This window comes from Acinetobacter sp. P37, assembly GCF_057480965.1.
The window spans coordinates 46,187-66,698 of record NZ_JBLIYY010000017.1; the positions used below are offsets into that span (position 1 = coordinate 46,187).

At 40.1% G+C, this 20,512-nt stretch carries 17 protein-coding genes and 2 pseudogenes; 10 read left to right on the forward strand and 9 right to left on the reverse strand.

Features of this window, described 5'->3' with window-relative positions; translation table 11 throughout:
• Positions 1–185: 185 nt before the first annotated feature.
• Positions 186–1,031 (forward strand): transporter substrate-binding domain-containing protein, encoded by an 846-nt coding sequence (locus AC25JC_RS14135; protein ID WP_486924273.1) that lies wholly within the window; start codon positions 186–188, stop codon positions 1,029–1,031.
• A gap of 19 nt (positions 1,032–1,050) precedes the next feature.
• On the forward strand, positions 1,051–1,920 hold the full coding sequence (locus AC25JC_RS14140; protein WP_111885198.1) for a phytanoyl-CoA dioxygenase family protein: 870 nt from the start codon (positions 1,051–1,053) through the stop codon (positions 1,918–1,920).
• Positions 1,921–1,985: 65 nt separating this feature from the next.
• On the opposite strand, the gene AC25JC_RS14145 is transcribed toward AC25JC_RS14140, so the two are convergent.
• Positions 1,986–2,714: a class II aldolase and adducin N-terminal domain-containing protein gene (locus AC25JC_RS14145; protein ID WP_249682337.1), complete on the reverse strand. Its 729-nt coding sequence runs from the start codon at positions 2,712–2,714 to the stop codon at positions 1,986–1,988.
• A gap of 168 nt (positions 2,715–2,882) precedes the next feature.
• On the opposite strand from AC25JC_RS14145, the gene AC25JC_RS14150 reads away from it, so the two are divergent.
• The 3 genes from AC25JC_RS14150 to AC25JC_RS14160 all read left to right on the forward strand — a co-directional run bounded on the left by AC25JC_RS14150 (position 2,883) and on the right by AC25JC_RS14160 (position 6,035).
• Positions 2,883–3,734 carry an ABC transporter substrate-binding protein gene (locus AC25JC_RS14150; protein ID WP_111885197.1) on the forward strand — a complete coding sequence of 284 codons (852 nt, stop codon included), beginning with the start codon at positions 2,883–2,885 and terminating at the stop codon, positions 3,732–3,734.
• A gap of 129 nt (positions 3,735–3,863) precedes the next feature.
• On the forward strand, positions 3,864–5,036 hold the full coding sequence (locus AC25JC_RS14155; RefSeq protein WP_486924274.1) for a hypothetical protein: 1,173 nt from the start codon (positions 3,864–3,866) through the stop codon (positions 5,034–5,036).
• Positions 5,037–5,594: 558 nt separating this feature from the next.
• On the forward strand, positions 5,595–6,035 hold the full coding sequence (locus tag AC25JC_RS14160) for a hypothetical protein (RefSeq protein WP_249707454.1): 441 nt from the start codon (positions 5,595–5,597) through the stop codon (positions 6,033–6,035).
• Positions 6,036–6,265: 230 nt separating this feature from the next.
• Here AC25JC_RS14160 and AC25JC_RS14165 read toward each other — a convergent pair whose 3' ends face one another.
• A complete protein-coding gene (locus AC25JC_RS14165; RefSeq protein WP_180035906.1) occupies positions 6,266–7,258 on the reverse strand; it encodes a TauD/TfdA family dioxygenase in 993 nt (330 codons plus the stop codon).
• A 102-nt stretch (positions 7,259–7,360) separates the two neighbouring features.
• On the reverse strand, positions 7,361–8,635 hold the full coding sequence (locus AC25JC_RS14170; RefSeq protein ID WP_249707450.1) for a flavin-containing monooxygenase: 1,275 nt from the start codon (positions 8,633–8,635) through the stop codon (positions 7,361–7,363).
• A gap of 299 nt (positions 8,636–8,934) precedes the next feature.
• On the opposite strand from AC25JC_RS14170, the gene AC25JC_RS14175 reads away from it, so the two are divergent.
• Positions 8,935–10,050 carry an S-(hydroxymethyl)glutathione dehydrogenase/class III alcohol dehydrogenase gene (locus AC25JC_RS14175; RefSeq protein WP_180035904.1) on the forward strand — a complete coding sequence of 372 codons (1,116 nt, stop codon included), beginning with the start codon at positions 8,935–8,937 and terminating at the stop codon, positions 10,048–10,050.
• A 62-nt stretch (positions 10,051–10,112) separates the two neighbouring features.
• On the opposite strand, the gene AC25JC_RS14180 is transcribed toward AC25JC_RS14175, so the two are convergent.
• From AC25JC_RS14180 to AC25JC_RS14195, 4 genes and pseudogenes are all read right to left on the reverse strand, one after another.
• The gene (locus AC25JC_RS14180) at positions 10,113–10,538 is read right to left on the reverse strand and encodes a GFA family protein (RefSeq protein ID WP_180035903.1); all 426 of its coding nucleotides are present in this window, start codon (positions 10,536–10,538) and stop codon (positions 10,113–10,115) included.
• A 140-nt stretch (positions 10,539–10,678) separates the two neighbouring features.
• On the reverse strand, positions 10,679–11,470 hold the full coding sequence (locus AC25JC_RS14185) for a phytanoyl-CoA dioxygenase family protein (RefSeq protein ID WP_180035902.1): 792 nt from the start codon (positions 11,468–11,470) through the stop codon (positions 10,679–10,681).
• A 323-nt stretch (positions 11,471–11,793) separates the two neighbouring features.
• Complete coding sequence (locus tag AC25JC_RS14190; protein ID WP_486924275.1) at positions 11,794–12,441, reverse strand: 3-oxoacid CoA-transferase subunit B; 648 nt, start codon at positions 12,439–12,441, stop codon at positions 11,794–11,796.
• Positions 12,442–12,444: 3 nt separating this feature from the next.
• A pseudogene (locus AC25JC_RS14195) lies at positions 12,445–12,797 on the reverse strand (CoA transferase subunit A); the annotation flags it as partial.
• A 248-nt stretch (positions 12,798–13,045) separates the two neighbouring features.
• Between AC25JC_RS14195 and AC25JC_RS14200 the strand changes: the two are divergent.
• A complete protein-coding gene (locus AC25JC_RS14200) occupies positions 13,046–14,257 on the forward strand; it encodes a tyrosine-type recombinase/integrase (protein ID WP_111886099.1) in 1,212 nt (403 codons plus the stop codon).
• 15 nt (positions 14,258–14,272) lie between these two features.
• On the opposite strand, the gene AC25JC_RS14205 is transcribed toward AC25JC_RS14200, so the two are convergent.
• Together AC25JC_RS14205 and AC25JC_RS14210 are read right to left on the reverse strand one after the other, a co-directional pair.
• Entirely contained in the window at positions 14,273–14,551 is a 279-nt protein-coding gene (locus AC25JC_RS14205) for a helix-turn-helix domain-containing protein (RefSeq protein ID WP_004871362.1), read from the reverse strand.
• Complete coding sequence (locus AC25JC_RS14210) at positions 14,544–15,848, reverse strand: type II toxin-antitoxin system HipA family toxin (protein WP_486924276.1); 1,305 nt, start codon at positions 15,846–15,848, stop codon at positions 14,544–14,546. The genes AC25JC_RS14205 and AC25JC_RS14210 overlap by 8 nt, the downstream gene beginning before the upstream one ends.
• A 505-nt stretch (positions 15,849–16,353) precedes the next feature.
• Here AC25JC_RS14210 and AC25JC_RS14215 point away from each other — a divergent pair.
• The 3 genes and pseudogenes from AC25JC_RS14215 to AC25JC_RS14225 all read left to right on the forward strand — a co-directional run.
• A pseudogene (locus AC25JC_RS14215) lies at positions 16,354–16,621 on the forward strand (transposase); the annotation flags it as partial.
• Between the two features lie 52 nt (positions 16,622–16,673).
• A complete protein-coding gene (locus tag AC25JC_RS14220) occupies positions 16,674–16,817 on the forward strand; it encodes a hypothetical protein (protein WP_486924277.1) in 144 nt (47 codons plus the stop codon).
• Between the two features lie 236 nt (positions 16,818–17,053).
• The gene (locus AC25JC_RS14225; RefSeq protein WP_486924278.1) at positions 17,054–20,470 is read left to right on the forward strand and encodes a type VI secretion system Vgr family protein; all 3,417 of its coding nucleotides are present in this window, start codon (positions 17,054–17,056) and stop codon (positions 20,468–20,470) included.
• Positions 20,471–20,512 lie beyond the last annotated feature (42 nt).

Sequence of the window (20,512 nt, forward strand, 5' to 3'; positions counted from 1 at the left end):
CTAAGTAGTATTTCTATTTAAATTAAAGAAAGCAGTCATTATTGGCTGCTTTTTTCATATTTTAATCGCTAAATTTTAAATTCTATTTTTATAAAGCTTTGCATAAAAAAATCCAAATCGGATTCTGTATATGTTTGTTCTATCTTCAAATGACAGATAAACATAAAGAGTTGGGTGGATGGGGTATGAAAAATAAATCAATGTTCATTGGGGCTATCGTTGGCGGTTTACTATTGGCTGGCTGCTCGAAACAGTCAGAACCAACTGCAGATTCGGCAGCGCCGGTAGCAGAAAAACGTTTGGTCACTGTAGGTTCAGACCTGACTTTCCCTCCATACGAGTATTTGAAAGATGGCGTGCCAAGCGGTATCAGCGTTGAAATCATGGAAAAGATTGCTGAAGTTGACGGTAGCTATAAGGCCGACTGGGTGGATACACGCTGGGCGAATCTGATCCCTGGTTTGAAAGGCGAAAAGTACGATATTTTATTTTCATCTATGTACATCACGCCTGAGCGTCTTGAACAGATTGATATGATCCCTTACTACAAAACAGATATTTCATTGCTGGTGCGTCATGATTCCAAGCTTGCACCTAAAGGGCCAAATGATTTGTGCGGTGCTGTAGTGGGCGTAATGAAAGGTACTGCGTTCTCAACTCAGGCACATGAAATTTCAGCGAAAAATTGTGTAGCAAATGGTAAGAAAGCGCTGATGATCCGTGAGTTTGAAACATCGCCGCAAACCACGCAGGCGCTATTAGCGCATGCTGTAGAAATCCAATATGACGATGCCGCAGTCATGAAAGCGGCTGAAACTAGCTTAGCTGGCAAAGTGAAGATTACGTCGACAGAACAATTCTTCCCGACAGTAGGAGGTATTGGCATCCGTAAAGGTGATACCGAAACGTATAAGCTCGTTGAGGAAGGTTTGAATCGTATTAAAGCCTCAGGCGAATATGAAGAAATTTTGACTGCATATGGCTTAAAAGCACCGACTGAAGAAGACATTGCAGCAGTCATGAATAAATAAAAGCGAATAGGATGAGCAAATGTTAAATCAAAACCAAATTGAACAATTTCACCGTGACGGTTTTTTAGTTGTCGAAAATGTCGTAGATGCTGCGGAATTACAGGGTCTACGTCAGCAGTTGGAAGCATGGATTGACGAAAGCCGAGGCTTTGCAGAAGCTTATGGAGAAACCATTGATGGACGCTCGCGCTTTGATGTCGATCCTGCGGATCACAGCTCAGAACATCCTGCACTGCGTCGTGTTAGTTCTCCGACGGAAATTTCAGATGCATATTTTGAAACAGCCATTCATTCTAATATGGCGCAAATGGCTGGAGAGCTCATTGGAGGCAGCGGCACCCGTTTTCACCACAGTAAAGTAAATGCTAAACTGCCGCATACAGCGACCACTGTGAAATGGCATCAAGATTTTCCATTCACGCCGCATACTAATGATGACATGATCACAGCGTTATTGATGGTGGGTGAGGTGACAGAAGACAATGGCCCGCTGCAGGTGATTCCGGGCAGCCAAAAGGGCGAGTTGTATAACCATTGGCAAGATGGCCGTTTCACAGGCAAAGTGGAAGATGAAGTCGAGGCGGAGCAGTGCCAAAAATTTGTGTCTTGCACAGGCCCTGCAGGCTCAGTCTGTTTCATGCATACCCGTTTGCTGCATGCATCTGGTGCAAATAATACTGAGTTGCCGCGTTATTTATTCATTACGGTATATGCAGCAGAAGATGCGGTTGCATTGTCAGATAACCCGCTGCCAAGCGTGCACCAAGGGCAATTGGTTTATGGACAAGAAAGCGGGCAAGTACGTATGACAGCGAATCATTTGAAAATGCCGCAAAAGCCCAAGGGGGCCTCTTTCTTTGTACAACAAGCCGGTTTAGAAATGGCTTAACGAATTTAGAACGAGAGTGAAAAAAAGAGCTTCAATTGAAGCTCTTTTTTATTGTTTAAGTTTTCTTAGTCCATAAAGCTTGGATCTTCAGCTGCCAAAATTTCTTTCATTTCTTCGAAATGTGCGATGCTGAAATCTTCAATTTTTTCCCAATCCTGCGCTGTTTTTTCTGCCACAGCATCATCCAAAATATTTAAGGTTTGGCCAGTGGAATAGGCATGAATCAGGATTTGACTTGAGCGCTCAAAGGTATACATATCATCAAAAGCAAGGCCGATATCATGTGAGCCGATCAGTACACCGTGGTTGCCCATCAGCAGTCGGGTATTGGTCTGCAGCAGCTGAGCAAGACGCTGACCTTCAGCGATCTGATCTGCCATGCCTGAATAATGTGAATCATAAGAAACACGGTTAAAGTAGCGTGCGCTGTTTTGCTCAATCGGCAGCAAGGTCGGATTTTTTAGGCAGGAAAGCGCAGTTGCATAAATCGGGTGTAAATGCATGATGACTTTAATATCAGGGCGCAGCTTATGAATTTGGCCATGAATGGCCCATGCGGTTGAGTCTATTTTGCCTTTTTCAAAACTGCCTGCATCATCAGCATGGACCAAGATTAAATCACTGGCCTTTACCTTAGAAAAATGTACCCATTTCGGATTTAGTAAAAAAGATTTTCCGTCCTCTGAAACAGCGGCACTGAAGTGGTTGGCGACTGCCTCATGCATGCCTAATTTTGCACTCAAACGCAGTGCTGCTGCGAGGTCTATACGAATTTGCTGTTCTGTTTTCATCATATTGCTCTGCTTAGAATATGAGAAAAGTCTATTACTGTTTAATCAAAAGCTTGCATCGCTTTTTTTGGAGTATTGCGTAGGAATTTCAAAATTACAATCTCGAAAAATCTCACGTATAACAGTTCTAAAACGTACATAAAGTACTCAAGGAGTATTGCAGTGAGTGTAATGTTAAAAGTGAAACCATTAGTAGCAGCGGCATGTTTGGTTTGGGGTTTAACTGCATGCAGTAAAAGTGCGGATACGGCATCATCAGCGGCATCGGCTTCTGATGCGGCAGCTGCAGGCCAGACCTATCAGATAGGCAGTGATATGACATTCCCGCCATTTGAATATATGGAAAATGACAAACCTGCTGGTTTTGACATTGATGTAGCCAATCAAATCTTTGCACATTCAAATGCTCAAGCAAATTTTATCGACAGCCGTTTTTCTAACTTGATTACGGGTTTGGAAGCGAAAAAATTTGATTTAGTGATGTCAGGTTTATACATCACCAAAGAGCGTTTAGAAAAAGTGGATATGGTTCCGTATTACATGACGACAGAGGCTTTGCTCGCATTGGCGGATTCTGAATATCAGCCGAAAACCCGTGATGATTTATGCGGTAAAACAATTTCTGCGCAAAAAGGCTCAATGTTCCCTGAGCAGCTGCGCCAAATGTCTGCAGAAAGCTGTGTAGCGAAGGGTAAAGCGGCCATCACCATACGTGAGTTTGATACCTCGCCTGAGTCAGTGCAGGCGCTGCTGTCTAAAGCAGTGGATGCGCATTATGACGATACCAGTGTAGCGATGAGCACTGCAGAAAAGCTGAAAGGCCGTGTTCAAATCAGTTCGACAGAGCAATTTTTCCCAGTTCTAGGCGGTATTGCGATCCGTAAGGGAGATACAGCCATGCTGGAAAAAGTCACCCAAGGTTTGGATGCCATGAAACAGTCTGGTGAATTTGACAAGCTGCTGGTGAAGTACAACTTGCAAGCGCCTAGCGCTGAAGAAATTGCGAAATACATGCCGAAATAGGCATAGATCGATCCTCTATTTTCATTCTCCTATTTTCCTAGCTTCGTTTAAAGCGAAGCGCTGCAGGGGCTTTTGCAAAAAAGCCCGCAGTACACACTTGACTTAACAACAGGTATAGAGATTTAAATAATGCAAAAGAAAGCTTTAAATTATTGTGTTTCATTGTTGCTGTTGGGGTGTGCGGCTACACCTGCTATAGCTGCAGATTTATCCATTGGGGATCCAAAAACTGACTTAGGGGAATTAAAACTCTCAGGTTTTTTAAGAGTGAAATACCAAGACAAAAGCTGGACGGAAAATGATCATAAGTTGACCTTCGATGCAGCGCGTATCAACTTGGACTATACTTCACCGAAAATTTTTGGTCATTTAGAGTATCGCTGCTATCAATATAATAAGCTGTGCGATTTTTCCACATTGGTCGATGCTTATGTAGGTTATAACATTAACGACAGTCATTTGATTCAAGCAGGTTTGCAGCCTGTGCCGTTTGGGCCGGGGCGCTTTTGGGAAAGCAACTATTATGGCGGTGTCATTACACAGATTGGCTTAGAAGACGTACATAATGTCGGGCTGAAATACCAAGGCAAGTTTGATACAGGCACGCAAGTGGAATTGGCTTACTTTACTGGAGATGGCGGCAGCTACAGCGGCCCTTATTCAGAAGATGCCAGCCGTTACACTACAAACTTCGTTAAACCTGAAGATTCAAGCCTGACACATTTAGATGAACAAAATATGTTTATTGGCCGTGTAAAGCAGGAAATCCGAAGTCTGCCGGAACCGATGAAAGGGAACATTGGTGCATCGTATTGGCAGTCGGATATTGAAAACAAAACCAATGGCCAAACGGGTGACCGTCAAGCATGGGCGGTATTTGGCAATATGAGCTATAACAATCTGGGGTTTGGCTTAACACTGGGTAAAAATGAAATGGATAACAAAGATCCGCTGACGCCCAAAACATCTTTAATGGGTTCATTTGATGATAATTTTATGGTGGCAAATGAGGGGATGTTCTATACCGCAGATGTCAGCTATAAGTTTAAGAATGTAGGCAAACTGGATGCGGTTATGCCGTATGCCATGTACAGCAGTTATGTGAAGTCTGAAGACGGTTATGACGATTCATCGCGTAATTTACTGGGAGTAGCGGCTTATTATAAAAACATGAGCTTTGTGGCTGAATATATTATGGGTAAAAATGACTTCCTGATTGGCGGCCCGAGTAGCTCGTATGCGCAAGGCGGCGATGATGATACGCATGAACTGTTGAATCTGCAGTTCTATTACAATTTCTAAGTCAGATACTTTCGATTAAACTCACACCGTATAAAGCAATTTATACGGTGTTTTTATCTGCCTGAAATTTAGTTTTTGCAGTGCTGTTCAGGATACGTGTGGAATTTACGTATCAAGTTTGGTGAATTTTGTTTCAATCGCTGAATATTGAGTTCGATGATGAATTACGAACAAGCAGAAATGAGCAGGAGGTATTTGAAAAGCTTCATATCACGAAGTACGGGATCAGACTTTATCTGAAAATTTGCATTAAATTTTGTTGCGCAAATTAAAATGGTTTCGGGAGAGTTTGCAATATCAATAACTACTTGGATATCGATTACTATTTTATCTGGACACTTTTGTTTGCTTTATCTTTGAATGGGATTACACAAAACTGTGGAATATTGATTAAAATTAGGCTTATAACAGTAAAAACCATGGAAAAAGCACCATTGAGTAGAATAGTGCTCTTTGTATTTGTGTAAGATTTTGAAATTTATTGATAAAATAAATTGATTTCTTATAACGTGTATTATGTTTATTTTAGGGAAATAACTAATTTGAAAGGGATTTTTAATGGATCTTTATCATAGAAGAGTGCTTTTAATTGGAGGATTTTTACTATTTTTATTATTATTAATTTTTAATATTTTATTTTCTATCTTTGTATCAAAAATGGTAGATAAACAATATGAACAAGGAAACTTTAAAGTCGGAGAAATTTGTTATCTCGGTTATAAGCCTTATTCAAGAAAATCTACAGGAGCATATACCTCGATAGATAGTTATTATTTTTTAGTTGATGGTTTAAAGAGCCAGAACTTCGTTAGACCCTATTTTCCATTTAAAAAGCAATTTCCAAATTTTATAAAAAAAATGGATAGAACAAAATGTTATAAAGCTGAATATTTAGAAGTAAATATTTTCTTCTACAAACAGAGGGGGATATATCAATTAATTGATTTTAATGACTTTATTTTACGGGTTTATGATGAACCCTCTATAACTTCTAAATGAATAATTCTATGAATCGAGCCTTTTATCATCGATTGAACATAATGGCGATTATACGAAATGCGGAAGTTAGAACCAATTTAAATGGGACAAGTTAGATATGATTCACTGCCATTAATTTGTTAGATTTTAGGTCCATCATTAGAAGAATATGCAGAATAGTTTCAAAGCTGTTAACACTAAAATGAAGGAATAAAAAAGAGGCGACCAACGCCTCTTTTCAGTTTTATAAATTAAGCTACCTCGCCTAAACCTTTCGGTATGCCGTTACGACCTGGGAAGTCTTTCGCAAGCTTGCGCGCATTTGGCATTTGCAGCCAGAGGCGTAAAAGTTTGCGGCGCTTATCAGCTTCATCATAATCTTCAAATGAAGTGCGCGAATGCATGACACAGTAGTTATTACAGAACTGAATATCGCCCGGTTCTAACATCATATCGAGCCTTAAGCTTGGATCATGGCTAATTTCATCAAAAATATTCAGGGCATCCATTTGTACTTGGGACAGTGGAACGTTTCTGCGGTCATGGCCTAATTCAATATAATAGCGTAAGTAGCGGCAGGCCAATTTACCGTCAAAATAACTGAAAATCGGACTCAGTGAAGGTTCGGTTTCTCCCAAATGGTCATACCAAGCTGGGTGATAGTAATAGCCTAAGTATTCGGGATATTGTTCTAAAATACGGTTATAAACCGTAGATGAGCTGACAATGCTGCTGAGGCCGCCAGTTTTAGCTTTACGAATTGAGAGCAGACCAACGACATCACTTAAGTCCGCATGGTAGGGCAAATAGCTGTTGGTTTCATAAACACGGGTCATTTTTTTGCTTTTATCACCTATGTTTTCGACATAACCAATGAGGTCGCCGCGTGCATTTTGTGTCACGCTGTTTCCCATGTATAAACCCATCAAATAGTAAATATTGCTCATTTCAAGTTCATTGTATTTTTCTGGGTCTAAACCGCGAATCACAATGAAACCGTAGCCGTTTTCCAATTCATTAGAAATATAGGCAATTTCCTTTAAAAAAGCGTCATCCTGAATGACGACATCCGATTTTACAAAATTGGGCGCAGCTAAGTTTTTTGCCGCCAATACTTGCAGGCTGTGATCAAAAATGCTTAATACATGTGGTGATAAGTGGTAGATCCAATCGGTTTTTTCGGCAATCTCTGCCCCGATCCATGCACACTTATCTGTAATTTTTGATTTTAAAATGGTGGTCATCATATCCTCAATTTTGAAATGGTCAGAGCAAAGCTGAACAGAGATTGAATGAAAAATGCACACATAAATGGAGAGAGATTCATGTGTGCATAAAGGTAGAAATTAGGCGGTGTTTTTGAGTAGATTTTTATCGGTTTGGTATTCTTGGTATTTACGTTGAATATCAATGTGTTCAGCGATGTATTTAGCATCATGCCAAACGCCCCAAATAAAGCTTGAACCGCGACCAGTCAAATAGGGCAAACCAAGGAAATAGATCCCGCGTTCATCTGAAATGCCTCGTTTATGTTTCGGTTTTTTTTGCTCATCAAAGGCATTGACTTGCAGCCAGTCAAAGTCATAACTGAAGCCTGAAGCCCAAATGACGCTCGTAATGTTGGCGGCTTGCATATCCAGCTCTAAAATCGGCTGCGTTACGCATTCTGGGTTAGGCAGCAGCTGACGCGCTTGCGGTTCAGCAGGCAGGTCGAGGCCATTGGCACGCACATATTCATCTGCTTGGTCGTAAAAGGCATGCAGCGCAGCATCACCAGATTCAAGGTTTTGTTTCAGGTCAGCTTTGAATTGAATTTTTTGACCGTCAAATGAATCGGTCATGCCCAATAGGGTAATGCCTTGTTTTGCTAAGGCGCGGAAATCAATATTTATACCGCCATGCGCGCCGCTTACGGCTAAACCTTTGAGCGGCCCTTTATCTGTACGCATAAAGTCCCAGCCGCCAAGTACGCCTAGCCACCATACATTGTCACGGTTGCGGTAAGTACGCGGCGGACGTTCATGTTGACCGATAGATAGATAAACTTTTTTACCAGAACGGTTGATTTCATCTGCAATCTGCACACCAGAAGAACCTGAACCAATCACTAAAACAGCACCTTCAGGCAGCTGCTGCGGGTTTTTGTATTGGTCTGAATGGATTTGGTAAAACTCAGGTTTTTGCAGAGCGACGGGAGGAATCACTGCTTTTTGAAATGCGCCTGTTGCTGATACTAAGCGCTGCGTATAAATCGTGCCTTCGGAGGTTTCTACTGTAAACCCAAGGCGCTGATCGGTTTTATAAACTTTGAATACTTCAACACCGGTATGAATCGGCAAGTTAAACTTTTCTGCATAGTTTTGGAAATAGTCTGCGACTTGGTCATGATGAATAAAGCTGTCAGGGTCCGCGTCAAATTCCATATTTGGAAAGCGGTCATGCCAGCAAGGGCCATTTGCGACTAATGAATCCCAGCGGCGTGTACGCCAAGCTTCAGCAATACGGTTTTTTTCCAAAACGACGTGAGAAATGCCTAGCGCATTTAAATGCTCACTCATCGCAACTCCTGCTTGGCCTGCACCCACTACAACCGTATCCACAGTCAAATTATTTAATTTCATATTATTCATCCTTCCTACATGCACGCTGGTGTAAGTACGCTGTATTTAGCCCAGTGCTGAAACTTTTTCCGTTTCATACCTAGACATCTGTTTCGATGAATTGACTATAGATAGTGGTAAAGAAAAGAGAAAATCATATAAGCAAAACAAGTGCATCAAAAAAACCGAATTGCTTGCACAGCGTGATTTTCATATAAAAGGCACAAGAAATTTAAGTTTGTAATTTTGATTTATTGTTCAAAAAAACAGTTTTAAAACATTGGTTGGGCAATAAATCATTCAGTAAAGAAGGGTACAAAATGAAATCACGAGCAGCTGTCGCATTTGGTCCAGGCCAGTCACTGAAAATTGTAGAACTGGATGTTGCTCCGCCGCAGGCAGGAGAAGTCTTGGTTAAAATTACCCATACTGGTGTTTGCCATACCGATGCTTTTACGCTGTCAGGTTCAGATCCTGAAGGTATTTTCCCTGCGGTGCTGGGGCATGAGGGTGCGGGCATTGTGATTGAAGTCGGTGAGGGCGTGACCAGTTTAAAACCTGGTGATCACGTCATTCCATTGTATACAGCTGAATGCGGCGAGTGCTTGTTCTGTAAATCAGGTAAAACTAACCTGTGCGTGTCGGTACGTGCAACACAAGGTAAGGGTGTGATGCCAAACGGTACAACACGTTTTTCATATAATGGCGAGCCTATTTACCATTACATGGGCTGTTCAACCTTTTCTGAATATACAGTTGTGGCTGAAGTTTCTTTGGCTAAAATTAACCCTGAAGCGAATCCTGAACACGTTTGTCTGCTGGGCTGCGGGGTAACAACAGGGATAGGCGCAGTGCATAACACAGCTAAAGTGCAAGAAGGCGACACGGTTGCGGTATTCGGTTTAGGCGGTATCGGTTTGGCAGTGGTGCAAGGTGCGCGCCAAGCCAAAGCAGGCCGTATTATTGTGGTGGATACCAACCCTGAAAAGTTCAAGCTTGCAGAAGAGTTTGGCGCAACAGACTTTTTAAACCCTAAAGATTATGAACAGCCGATTCAGCAAGTGATTGTGGAAATGACAGGCTGGGGAGTTGATCATTCCTTTGAATGTATCGGTAATACCCATGTCATGCGTTCGGCGCTTGAGTCTGCACATCGTGGCTGGGGACAGTCCGTGATTATTGGTGTAGCAGGAGCAGGGCAGGAAATTTCAACACGCCCATTCCAGCTGGTGACGGGACGCACGTGGAAAGGTACAGCCTTTGGCGGGGTAAAAGGCCGCAGTCAGCTGCCGGGCATGGTAGAAGATGCGATGAAAGGAGAGATTCAGCTCGAACCATTTGTGACGCACACCATGGGCTTGGAACAAATTAACGAAGCTTTTGATTTGATGCACGAAGGAAAATCGATTCGTACCGTAATTCATTTTAGTGAATAAAGTTTCAGTCTTACCTAAAAGCCCTGAATGATTCAGGGCTTTTTTGATTGTGGATTCAACTGTCATTTAAAAAATGCATTGAGTTCACTCATTTTCGGCAAGTGATCAAAGCTTTGATCTGCTTCAGAGGGTATTTGCCATGCAGTTTTAGAACTGAGGCAAAAGTTTAATCGGGTTGATATGGCAGGGCTTTGATCTAATAGGCCGAGTGGAATCCAGATCCAATCGGTATTGCGTACAGTATTTGGAAGTGGAGAGCCACAATGAGAACAAAAGCAGGAAGTAAAACCTGAAGCTTTATAAAAGCTTTGAATCTGTTCTTGGCCTTGGAGCCATTGAAAAGCGCTGCAGTGGATAAGTGATGCGGCATTTGCACCCGTACCGCTTTGTTTACGGCATAAACTGCAATGGCAATGATAAATGGTATGGATGTCTTGCAGTATCTGAAATTGGACATCGCCGCATAGGCAGCTGCCGTTATAGCTCATGTTTTTGCTGATCTTGTTATATATGAGATTTATTTTTAAGTTTTTTACACATTTTTCGCAAGTTCATAAGCGCATAAAAAAAAACCAATGCTGAAAATGGGTCAGCATTGGTATCAGGAGGGACCTTTAAAAATTAATGGTCAAGCCATGAACGGAAATTCATCCTCAGGCAGGGCATCGCCTGTCTGTAATTTGTCGATCAAATGCGGATATTGTGGAGAGGTTTTTCCGCCTCGATCGACATAAACGGCATCATCGCCTAACCAGCGGAAAGAGACCGCACGGCGTGCATGCTGTTTCGAGCTATTGCCTGGTGCGCCGTGTATAGTCCGAAAGTCAAAGGCAATCGCATCACCGGGTTCCAGTTCCCAGCCGAGAATGCTGTAGTCCTCACGGTGAGCGTCAATATCTGGCAGCATCTCTTCTTTAGCGCCTTCATGTTCATAATATTCGCCATTAAAGCCCTGAGCTTTAAAGTGTTTGCCCCAGAGATGTGAACCCGCCACAAACTCAATACTGGACTCGCGTGAAATCGGATCAAGCGGAATCCATAAGCTTAAGGTTTGCTTTGCATTTACAGGGTAATAAGGCGCGTCATGATGCCAAGGTGTCACTTTTGCTGAGCCAGTACCTTTTACCAAAACATGCTCATGAAACATACGTACCGCTTGCGCATTCATAATGTTTTTTACAATATCGGCCGCGGGGCTCTTACGAATAAATTGGTCAAAAGCCTCAATTCTCTGCCAATTGCAGTAGTCCGCCCAAAAGCGGCCCTCTGTTTGCCCCGGCGTATAGTCACGAAACCATTGACCTGGGTTTTGTTCATTGACGGCAACGCCTTGTTCCAAAACATCTATCCAATCTTTAAAAAGACCGCGCAGAATCACTACGCCATCTCGTGCAAATATTTGCTGCTCTTCTTTGAACATGAACGGCTCCTGAGAAGTAAATACCTATATGCCTATCATCAAAACTTGGGGGAATGATGATGGAAAAAATATAAGCTTTTGCCTGAGCAGACGAAATTCATCTTTTTCAAATGAGAGATTTGTTTTTTTGGAATTACGTTGTAGACAACTTGTATCTCACTTTAATTAATCTTTTGTTGATATTCTCAATTTTTCCAGAACATTGACATCGTAGAGGTCTCCTGTTCGAGTCTGGATATACCTACCAAGATTTGTTGTTAAGTCAACACATTAAAGCCCACTGTAAAAGTGGGCTTTTTTATTGCAAAAAAATATTTATAGAATTAAGCAACTTTTATATTTTTTGTCATTAACTCTACACCCGTCGCTTTCTGAATGTGTTCCAAACTTACATCTTTAGCAAGCTCAACAAGCTCAACTCCAGCAGGGGTAATATCTAAAACTCCAAGGTCTGTGATCACTCTGTTGACCACACCTTTACCGGTTAATGGAAGCGTACACTGTTTTAAAATTTTGGGATTGCCATCTTTTGCTGAGTGCTCCATGAGAACAACAATTTTTTGTACACCTGCAACCAAATCCATTGCACCGCCCATACCTTTGACTTTTTTACCCGGGATCATCCAGTTGGCTAAGTCACCGCTTTCTGAAACTTCCATCGCTCCTAAAATTGCCACATTGACATGACCGCCGCGAATCATAGCAAAGGATTCAGAACTGGAAAAAAAGGCAGCACCTGAACGTGCCGTCACCGTTTGTTTTCCAGCATTAATTAAATCTGCATCAACGGTTTTTTGCGTTGGAAACTCACCAATACCCAATAAGCCATTTTCAGATTGAAGCCAGACATTCATATCATTAGGTATATAATTTGCAACCAGCGTTGGAAGGCCAATTCCTAAATTTACATAGAAACCATCTTCAAGCTCTTGTACTGCGCGCTGCGCCATTTCATTACGTGTCCAAGCCATGATTTAAGCCTCCACTTTTAGGGTCATTTGTTCAATGCGTTTATTGGGCGCAGTATTGAGTACCAAGCGGTTGACATAGATGCCGGGTAAATGGATATCATCTGGATCTAGCTCACCAATTTCGACAATCTGCTCAACTTCAACCACCGTCATTTTGCCGGCCATTGCACATTCGGAATTAAAGTTTCTCGCAGTTTTCTAAAGATTAAATTGCCAGCTTTATCTGCTTTATAGGCTTTAACCAAGGCAATATCTGTGGTGATGGTCTGTTCTAAAATATAGTCTTTACCGCCAAAGTTACGGACTTCTTTACCTTCCGCAATTAAAGTACCGACACCCGTTTGAGTAAAAAAGGCTTGGTCGCGAGGTCTTTAAAACAAACCCATTGCAGAGTAATGATTAACTATTACTAATTTTTGTTGCTTAATACAGATTTTAACAGTGGTTACTTTTTTGGTTAACTCAACTTATAAACTCAGAATAATATTCATAAAAAACATATATATAAATTCTTATGTGATGCGTAATATACGCATCACATAATAATGCTTATTTTTGATATAATTTAGATAATGGGGATCATTATGCTGGTTTATAAAAATTTATGAGTCTTACGGAAACACAAGTACGAAAGTCATATCCAAAAGAAAAAATTTACTTTTTAGCTGATGATGATGGTTTAAGCTTAAAAGTCGATCCTAATGGAAAAAAGTCTTGGAGTTATCGATATTCAGTTGCAGAAACGGGTAAAAGACCACGAGTCACTCTAGGTACATATCCTGAGATGAATCTCAAAGAGGCTAGAGTGGCCAGAGACTCCTATAAGGCAACTAAATTTTCTACACAAAATTTAGTTCAGGAGAAAATTCAAACTTTTAAAGTTGTTTGTGAAGAATGGTTAGAGTTTAAAACAAATAATTCATTTAAAGATCAACCACGTGGTGGTGTAATCCAATTGGCGAATGCATGTTTAATAAATGACATTTATCCCGTTATTGGTGATATAGATTTTAGCAAAATTAAAAGAACTGATTTAGTTAAGGTAATTAAGCAGATTGAAAATAGGGGAGTTAAGGAACCTGTAAAAAAAGCGTATAGCTATTTAAATCAAATCTATGATTTTGCAGTTGCAATGGGATACTGTGATTATAATCAAGCTTATGGTCTCAATAAAATATTATTGAAAGGGAAATTAAAGAAAAATTATCCCTATTTAAAAGATGAAGAAATTTCTAATTTTATTCTTAGAATAACTCAACTAAATACAGATCCAATTATAAAAAAAGCAATCCTATTTAAATTATATACTGGAGTCAGGGGGGCAGAGTTATTGTCTGCAGAACCTCATCATTTTGATTTTGACAACAAAATTTGGAAAATACCTGCTTTACATATCAAGCAATATCGTCGAAAAGTGATAGCAGGTTATGATATTCCAGATTTTTTAGTCCCGTTATCATCGCAAGCGGTGAGCATTGTTAGATCTGCACTAGAGTGGTCACAAGGCGATCGTTATGTTTTTGCCAGCCCAAAAATTAAAGATAAGCCATTGCATTTTAACACAATAAATTCAGCCATTCGTAAGATGGGATACAAAACAAATGAGCTATCCTCACACGGTTTAAGATCAACATTCAGTACTATTTTAAATGATTCTGGCTTATTTCAAGATAGTTGGATTGAGGCTCAGCTTTCACATGTAGATAAGAATAAAACACGTGCTAGTTATAACCATGCAGATTATATTCAACAAAGAGCTGATATGATGCAGTGGTGGGGTGACTATTTAGAAAATAAATCAAAATCTAGTTTATAGGTAATTTAAATTAAACTATTTTGATTTAATAATAAATTTTAAACCAAATGCATTTAACAACTTATTTATAGAATCTAATGTTGGATTACTATCAGGTTGCTCCATTTTCTGTAAAGTCTGTGGTGCTATTTTAGTAATTTTACTCATTTCATTTAATGTTAAATGTAGTTCTTTTCTAATGTATGATGCAATCTGGTAAATTTGCCACTCAGGATTGTTATTTATATTTTCTAATACTTGTAAGCGTTTATTCATTTGCTCGATTGCCGTCATAGGCTTATAACGTTTATCCATTAGAAAGCTCCTGAATCTGTTGGCATATATTCAATATACGATGATGACTATTTTGTAAAATCTCATCATCTATATTTATTTTTTTCATTTCATCGAGCAAATTTTCATACAGTGGCAATTGTTGAATCATTGTATGTTTAATTTCAGTTGAATCTATTCCTGTACATTCTTCTATTTGCGTTATGACAGATCCCCATATAGGCATTACTCCATGGTCATCTTTTTCCCAACGTGTAGTACGTGCAATTCCGTCAGGATGAAGCCACATTGGTGCAAAATCGAAGAGGGGTGTTAATTGAATTGTGCCGTCATTTAAACGTTGAATTGCGGTATTACGGGTATGATTGTCTTTATTTCCTAATGCAACATTAGCGATATCTCGTTTCAAATATTCAAAAATTTCAGCTTTTGGTGATGAGCAACATTCCATGATCAATGTACAGATTTGATTATGTGTCATTTTAACGCCGAAGCCAGCTATACCACTTAAAGAGGCTAGGCTTTCTTGTGCAACTCTTTCGACTTTACCATTGATAATTTGGCGATCAAAACGTGGAATAAATAGCGTTCTCTGGTGAAGTTCCAAGTCCTTGAACACTCTTAGACCTAAATACCGAGCTATTTTCATGTAAATTGCTTCATGTAACAGTATTTTTTCCAGTTTTTGATCATTTCCACGACTAAATTTAACTAGCCAATGCTTTGCTGCTAGTTCATCTGGAAGACTGTGATCTAAATAAAATAGACCATCATATCCTTGTGTTAGTAATAGTTTAGGCCATTCACCTTGAACACCTGAAGAACCAGCAACAAATAAGCCATATGATGCAAGTGACTCAATGAAATCTTCTTTCCTTTCAATTATTTCGCTTAGGCTAAATCCACGAGGTTTCACTGTCGGAAAATGATCTTGAAGCCAGTCATAAGCTTCTTTAATTCGTAGATTACCAATAGGATTACCTGCCCCAGATTTCAGTAGGGGCCAATCAGCTTGTTCTTCTGCATTAATTGAAAAACCCAGCTGATTTAAAAGCTCCTTTCGCCCATAACCTTGAGGTAGCAAGTCCATGAGAAATGCTGGCCATTGGTTTTCTAAGTTGTTTTGTACATTGACTGGAAATTGGAATGATAGAGCATGACCATCCCTTAAATCCATATGTTCAATAGCATATTCAAATAAGTATGACGTTCGTGTAGATGCTCTCCAGCCTTGCTCTTGACTAGCAATTAATTCAACGATAGCGCAATCTTGCCATTCGTTATTTTGAAAAATTTGAAGTGTGCAATATTGATTCATATATGTATTAAAATAAAATATTAGTTTCTATTTTGGCTATATTTATTTATTATAGTAGATATATATTAAATTTCCTACTCTGATTTAAAATCATTTAATTTGCACTATAAGCAATCATTTTAAACGTCATAACTTGTCGTATTGCTAAATTACTAACTTCTTTATGCAATTTTTTTGATTAAATATTCAAAAGGAGAAAATAAATGGAATAACTTAATCCATCTGATCTAAAAGCGATTCTACATTCAAAAAGAGCAATTCTGTATTATTTAGAACATACCCGTGTCATGCAGGAAGATGGGCGTGTCTTATATCTGACTGAAGCTAAGAAAAGTTAGACAAATTGTTGTACAACAAGATAAATCTGTTGATGACGCACTGGACATAGCATTTAAAGAAATATATTAAACTTATTAAACCTAACTTAATCTAATTGGACTTTGTTGCACAAACCTACCTCTAAGGGCTTATTCAGTAATATAATACTCATAAGCTCACACCAAAAATCTATCGTACAACCAATTGTCCACCTACAATAAAGCCTTGATCAATCGAGGAAATATATCAATTTGGTTTGATGCAGCGATCCAATGGTTGCTCCGTCCATTGATAAACACGGGTGAAATCAAACCTATTCTGATGCAGCAATCCAATGCTGCTTAATGATTAAATTCCTATTTCGTCTGTCTTTACGCATGGTCACTGGCTCTGTTCAAAGCCTGATTAAACTATGCGGTCTAGATTGGACAGCACCAGATTACACTACACTTTGTATAAACCTGAGTTCGATGAAATCCACTTAGCCTTTTAACATATTTTGGAAAGTTGGCTTATCTATATATTCATGGCATGGGCGTAGAGCGTGATTTTAAAATTGCACAGCAATATTTGGAAAAAGCGGCCTTGCAAGGCTATGTCGAAGCACAAGAACAATTGGAGAATATTCACGCATTTTTAAATACCAATTAATCGCGATGCAAAGCAGTAAGGTGGTATGAAGAGACCTGAAGTTTAGTTTGATGGTCTCTATATTTTTTTAATGCAGAAATAAATAGAGTAAAAATAACATAAAGAATTAATGTGGAAATTTGAATTTTTACTTACATAAAACCCAACAAAGCAGGCAGTTTATGCCTAGAAAAATATGAGTTTTTTTGATTAAATACCCCGCATATTTTATAAAAATCTGATTTTAGATAATAACGATGCTGAACAATATATATTCTGCAATTGAAAAATTGGGCATTAGTCCACAAAAACGTGCTTTGCACATTCAATTTTCCAATACCACGCTGAATGAACAAGTATTCTTGCAACGTATTGATGGGGAACATGCCTTAAGTGAAGGTTTGAATGTTCAGCTCATCTGTCTCTCAACTTCTGCCACCTTAGAACTCAAACAATTTATTGGTACACAAGTCGCAATCGATCAGGTAACCGATGCGGGTCAACTTTTTCGTATTACCGGGATCATTACAGAAGCATTTCAAGGCCAAAGTGATGGTGCATTAACGCTATATAAGTTGACCTTAGAAGATGCAACGGCATTGTGGCATAAGCGTCGTAATAGCCGCGTGTTTATGAATAAATCGGTCAAAGATGTGGTCGAGATTATTTTTAAGGAATGGCAAAAAAAGAGCCCACTTTTTGCAGCGAGCTTAAGTTTGGACTTAAGTGGCTTAAAAAAAGAGTATGACGTTCGACCATTCATGATGCAAAGTAATGAAACCGACTATGATTTTATTACCCGCTTATTACGCAGTGAAGGCATTCATTGGTTGGTTGATGAAGCTCAATCTTTTGTAACATCGTCTGCGACACCCATAGCAGCCCAAAAGCTACGTTTGATTGATGATAATAGTCAATATCAAGCTTTGGAGCGACGTAATATCCGTTTTCATCGCAGTAGTGCGACTGAAAAAAATGACAGTATGACCAGTTTTATCGGTCAGCGCAGTCTGCAGCCGACGTCGGTACATGTGCAGCGGTGGCAGGCGGATGTGCTTGAACAGGACGAGGGTGGTGGTGCAGTACAAAGCAAGCATCTACATAGTCAAAATCAAGATAATGCGAGCTTAAGCTTAGAGCAGGCATGGCATGTGAGCCCTGCATGGATACAAGATCTGAATGGTGAAGATGCTGCAACTGCCTCTAATAGTGCTCAAGTTGAACGTCTCAATCAAAATTTTAGTGATTATTATGCGGCTCAAGCCAAACAATTTATTGCTAAAAGTACCGTGCGTGATACACAAGTTGGTTATTGGTTCAAATTGGATGAGCATCCAGAGATTGACCAGCATCGTGGTGCCGATCAAGAATTTTTGATTTTATCTAAGTCTTTTTATAACCAAAATAATTTACCCAAAGATTTGTCCGATCAAGTTACACAGTTAATCCATCAAAGTCAGTGGCAAGTCAAACAAAGCGATGCGGATGAACGCCAAGCCAATACCTTGGCTTTGCAACGTCGAAATATTACGACCGTTCCTGAATTTAATCCACTTACACATCGACCAGTAACACATCCACAGCGTGCCAAAGTTGTGGGTCCTGCCGGTGAAGAAATCCATGTGGATGAATGGGGACGGATAAAAGTCCGTTTCCTATTTACCCGTTCCGATGATCATGGTCATGATGGCGGTGCAGGTGCGAATAATAATGACACAGACTCGGCTTGGGTTGATGTACTGACGCCTTGGGCCGGCGAAGGTTATGGCGCACGCTTCTTACCTCGAATTGGTGAAATAGTTGTCGTTGATTTCTTTGATGGAAACATTGACCGACCTTTTGTCGTGGGTCGTATTCATGAAGCGCAGCGTAGTCCCACTAAATTTGACAATAAAGGACAATTACCAGATACCAAAAAACTCGCGGGAATTCGTTCTAAAGAAGTGGCGGGAGAGGGATTTGGTCAATTACGCTTTGATGACACCACGGGACAAATTAGTACGCAGTTGCAAAGTAGTCATGGTGCAACACAACTGAATTTAGGTCATTTAAGTCATCCTAAAGAAAAGGCTGAGAGTGAAAGTCGGGGTGAAGGTTTTGAGCTGCGGACCGATCAATGGGGGGCAGTACGAGCTGGACAAGGTTTGTTGGTGTCGACTTATAAACAAGATGGGGCCGAAGGTGAACACCTAGATGCGGAGATTGCCAAGAAACAACTTGAAGGTAGCCAAACCAATGCTAAGGCATTGAGTGATATTGCTAAAAACCAAAAAACCGATGAAATAGAATTAGTTGAGCAGCTTAAAGCCTTTGCGAGTGAAATTGAAAAAGATATTGCGAAATTTAAAAAAGCCATACTTTTACTCAATTCGGTCGATGGTATTGCGCTGAGTACACCGGAAGATATTCACCTTTCAGCAACCGGTATGATTAATCAGGTTGCTGGCGATAGTATTAACCTGAGTACCCAAAAAAATATTGTCGGTCAGGCGCTAGGTAAAGTCAGTTTATTTGCAGCGCAAGGTGGCATTAAAGCCATTGCAGCACAAAGTAAAGTCGAAATTCAGGCACAGTCAGATGCATTGGATATCTTGGCGAAGCAAGGTATCACCATTTCTTCGACTGAAGATAAAATTGAAATCACTAGTCCCAAAGAAATCGTGATTACGGGTGCATCTTCCCAAATTACTTTAAATGGCTCGGGAATTTTTGCTAAGACAGGCGGTAAATTTGAAGTAAATGCAGGGCAGCATCTATTTAAACCAGGATCGAGTGCTAGTAAGTCTGCACAACTTCCTGCTTCTAATCCGATGAAAGGGGCCTTAGAACTGCTTAAGAGCTATGGTGGTCAAGATTTCTTTAGCGGAACTGGATTTAAAGTGATTGATGCTTTAGGTAAACAAGTTTCAGGGAAACTCGATGGCAATGGCTTTGCACAAGTTACAGGCATTGCACCGGGACCCGCGAAAGTGGAGTTTGATAAAGATCCACGCAGTGCGTGGGATCAGTCTAGTCACTTTAATCGCAACTATGATTGGGCGGAAAAAGTGGTACCAGGCGCTTCGGACTTTTTACAAAATACATTGGGTTCGTTGGGGCAAAATTTAACATCACAGTTAAAAGATAATCTCTTTAATTTAAATGCAGATTCTTTAAAAAATATAGGAAAAAATGCATTAAAAGATGTTGGTGGACAAGCGTTAAATCAATTTAAAGACCAAGTCACCAACTCTGCACTATCTGCAATTTCATCGAAACTCAACTTGGGGCTTTCTGCTTCACAAATGGCAAGTTTGGGTCAGGGTGCACAAGGCTTATCAAGCGTATTAGGTGGAAGTGGAATGAGTAACGGCATCGTTTCTGGGTCAACTGCTGCCGCAGTTCAGAACTCACAAGCAACCATTGATAAGGACATTGTGGGCCGTAAAATTTCTTATTCCACACGCGCATTGACCTATACAGAAACCATTCGAGAAGGCTCTGCAACGCCCGCGAATGTGACAGCTGCACCAGTCGCGGTGCCTAAAGTGCCTGAAATAAAAGTAGCAGAAGCGGCACCAGCACAAGCGATACCAGTCCTTGCTAGTGACGATGATTGGGTAGATAGGAAGCAATATTCAAGCCCTTATCTCACTTATAGCGAAACTACACGACCGAAAAAGAACAATGGTTAGCGTTTGCTAAAGCTAGCGTCAAACACAGTTTTAAATATTTAG

What these genes read in the sequence shown, in the direction of transcription:
- AC25JC_RS14135 (WP_486924273.1), top strand. Translation starts at nt 186, where the DNA reads ATGAAAAATAAATCAATGTTCATTGGGGCTATCGTTGGCGGTTTACTA.
- AC25JC_RS14140 (WP_111885198.1), top strand. Translation starts at nt 1,051, where the DNA reads ATGTTAAATCAAAACCAAATTGAACAATTTCACCGTGACGGTTTTTTA.
- AC25JC_RS14145 (WP_249682337.1), bottom strand. Translation starts at nt 2,714, where the DNA reads ATGATGAAAACAGAACAGCAAATTCGTATAGACCTCGCAGCAGCACTG.
- AC25JC_RS14150 (WP_111885197.1), top strand. Translation starts at nt 2,883, where the DNA reads ATGTTAAAAGTGAAACCATTAGTAGCAGCGGCATGTTTGGTTTGGGGT.
- AC25JC_RS14155 (WP_486924274.1), top strand. Translation starts at nt 3,864, where the DNA reads ATGCAAAAGAAAGCTTTAAATTATTGTGTTTCATTGTTGCTGTTGGGG.
- AC25JC_RS14160 (WP_249707454.1), top strand. Translation starts at nt 5,595, where the DNA reads ATGGATCTTTATCATAGAAGAGTGCTTTTAATTGGAGGATTTTTACTA.
- AC25JC_RS14165 (WP_180035906.1), bottom strand. Translation starts at nt 7,258, where the DNA reads ATGACCACCATTTTAAAATCAAAAATTACAGATAAGTGTGCATGGATC.
- AC25JC_RS14170 (WP_249707450.1), bottom strand. Translation starts at nt 8,635, where the DNA reads ATGAAATTAAATAATTTGACTGTGGATACGGTTGTAGTGGGTGCAGGC.
- AC25JC_RS14175 (WP_180035904.1), top strand. Translation starts at nt 8,935, where the DNA reads ATGAAATCACGAGCAGCTGTCGCATTTGGTCCAGGCCAGTCACTGAAA.
- AC25JC_RS14180 (WP_180035903.1), bottom strand. Translation starts at nt 10,538, where the DNA reads ATGAGCTATAACGGCAGCTGCCTATGCGGCGATGTCCAATTTCAGATA.
- AC25JC_RS14185 (WP_180035902.1), bottom strand. Translation starts at nt 11,470, where the DNA reads ATGTTCAAAGAAGAGCAGCAAATATTTGCACGAGATGGCGTAGTGATT.
- AC25JC_RS14190 (WP_486924275.1), bottom strand. Translation starts at nt 12,441, where the DNA reads ATGGCTTGGACACGTAATGAAATGGCGCAGCGCGCAGTACAAGAGCTT.
- AC25JC_RS14200 (WP_111886099.1), top strand. Translation starts at nt 13,046, where the DNA reads ATGAGTCTTACGGAAACACAAGTACGAAAGTCATATCCAAAAGAAAAA.
- AC25JC_RS14205 (WP_004871362.1), bottom strand. Translation starts at nt 14,551, where the DNA reads ATGGATAAACGTTATAAGCCTATGACGGCAATCGAGCAAATGAATAAA.
- AC25JC_RS14210 (WP_486924276.1), bottom strand. Translation starts at nt 15,848, where the DNA reads ATGAATCAATATTGCACACTTCAAATTTTTCAAAATAACGAATGGCAA.
- AC25JC_RS14225 (WP_486924278.1), top strand. Translation starts at nt 17,054, where the DNA reads ATGCTGAACAATATATATTCTGCAATTGAAAAATTGGGCATTAGTCCA.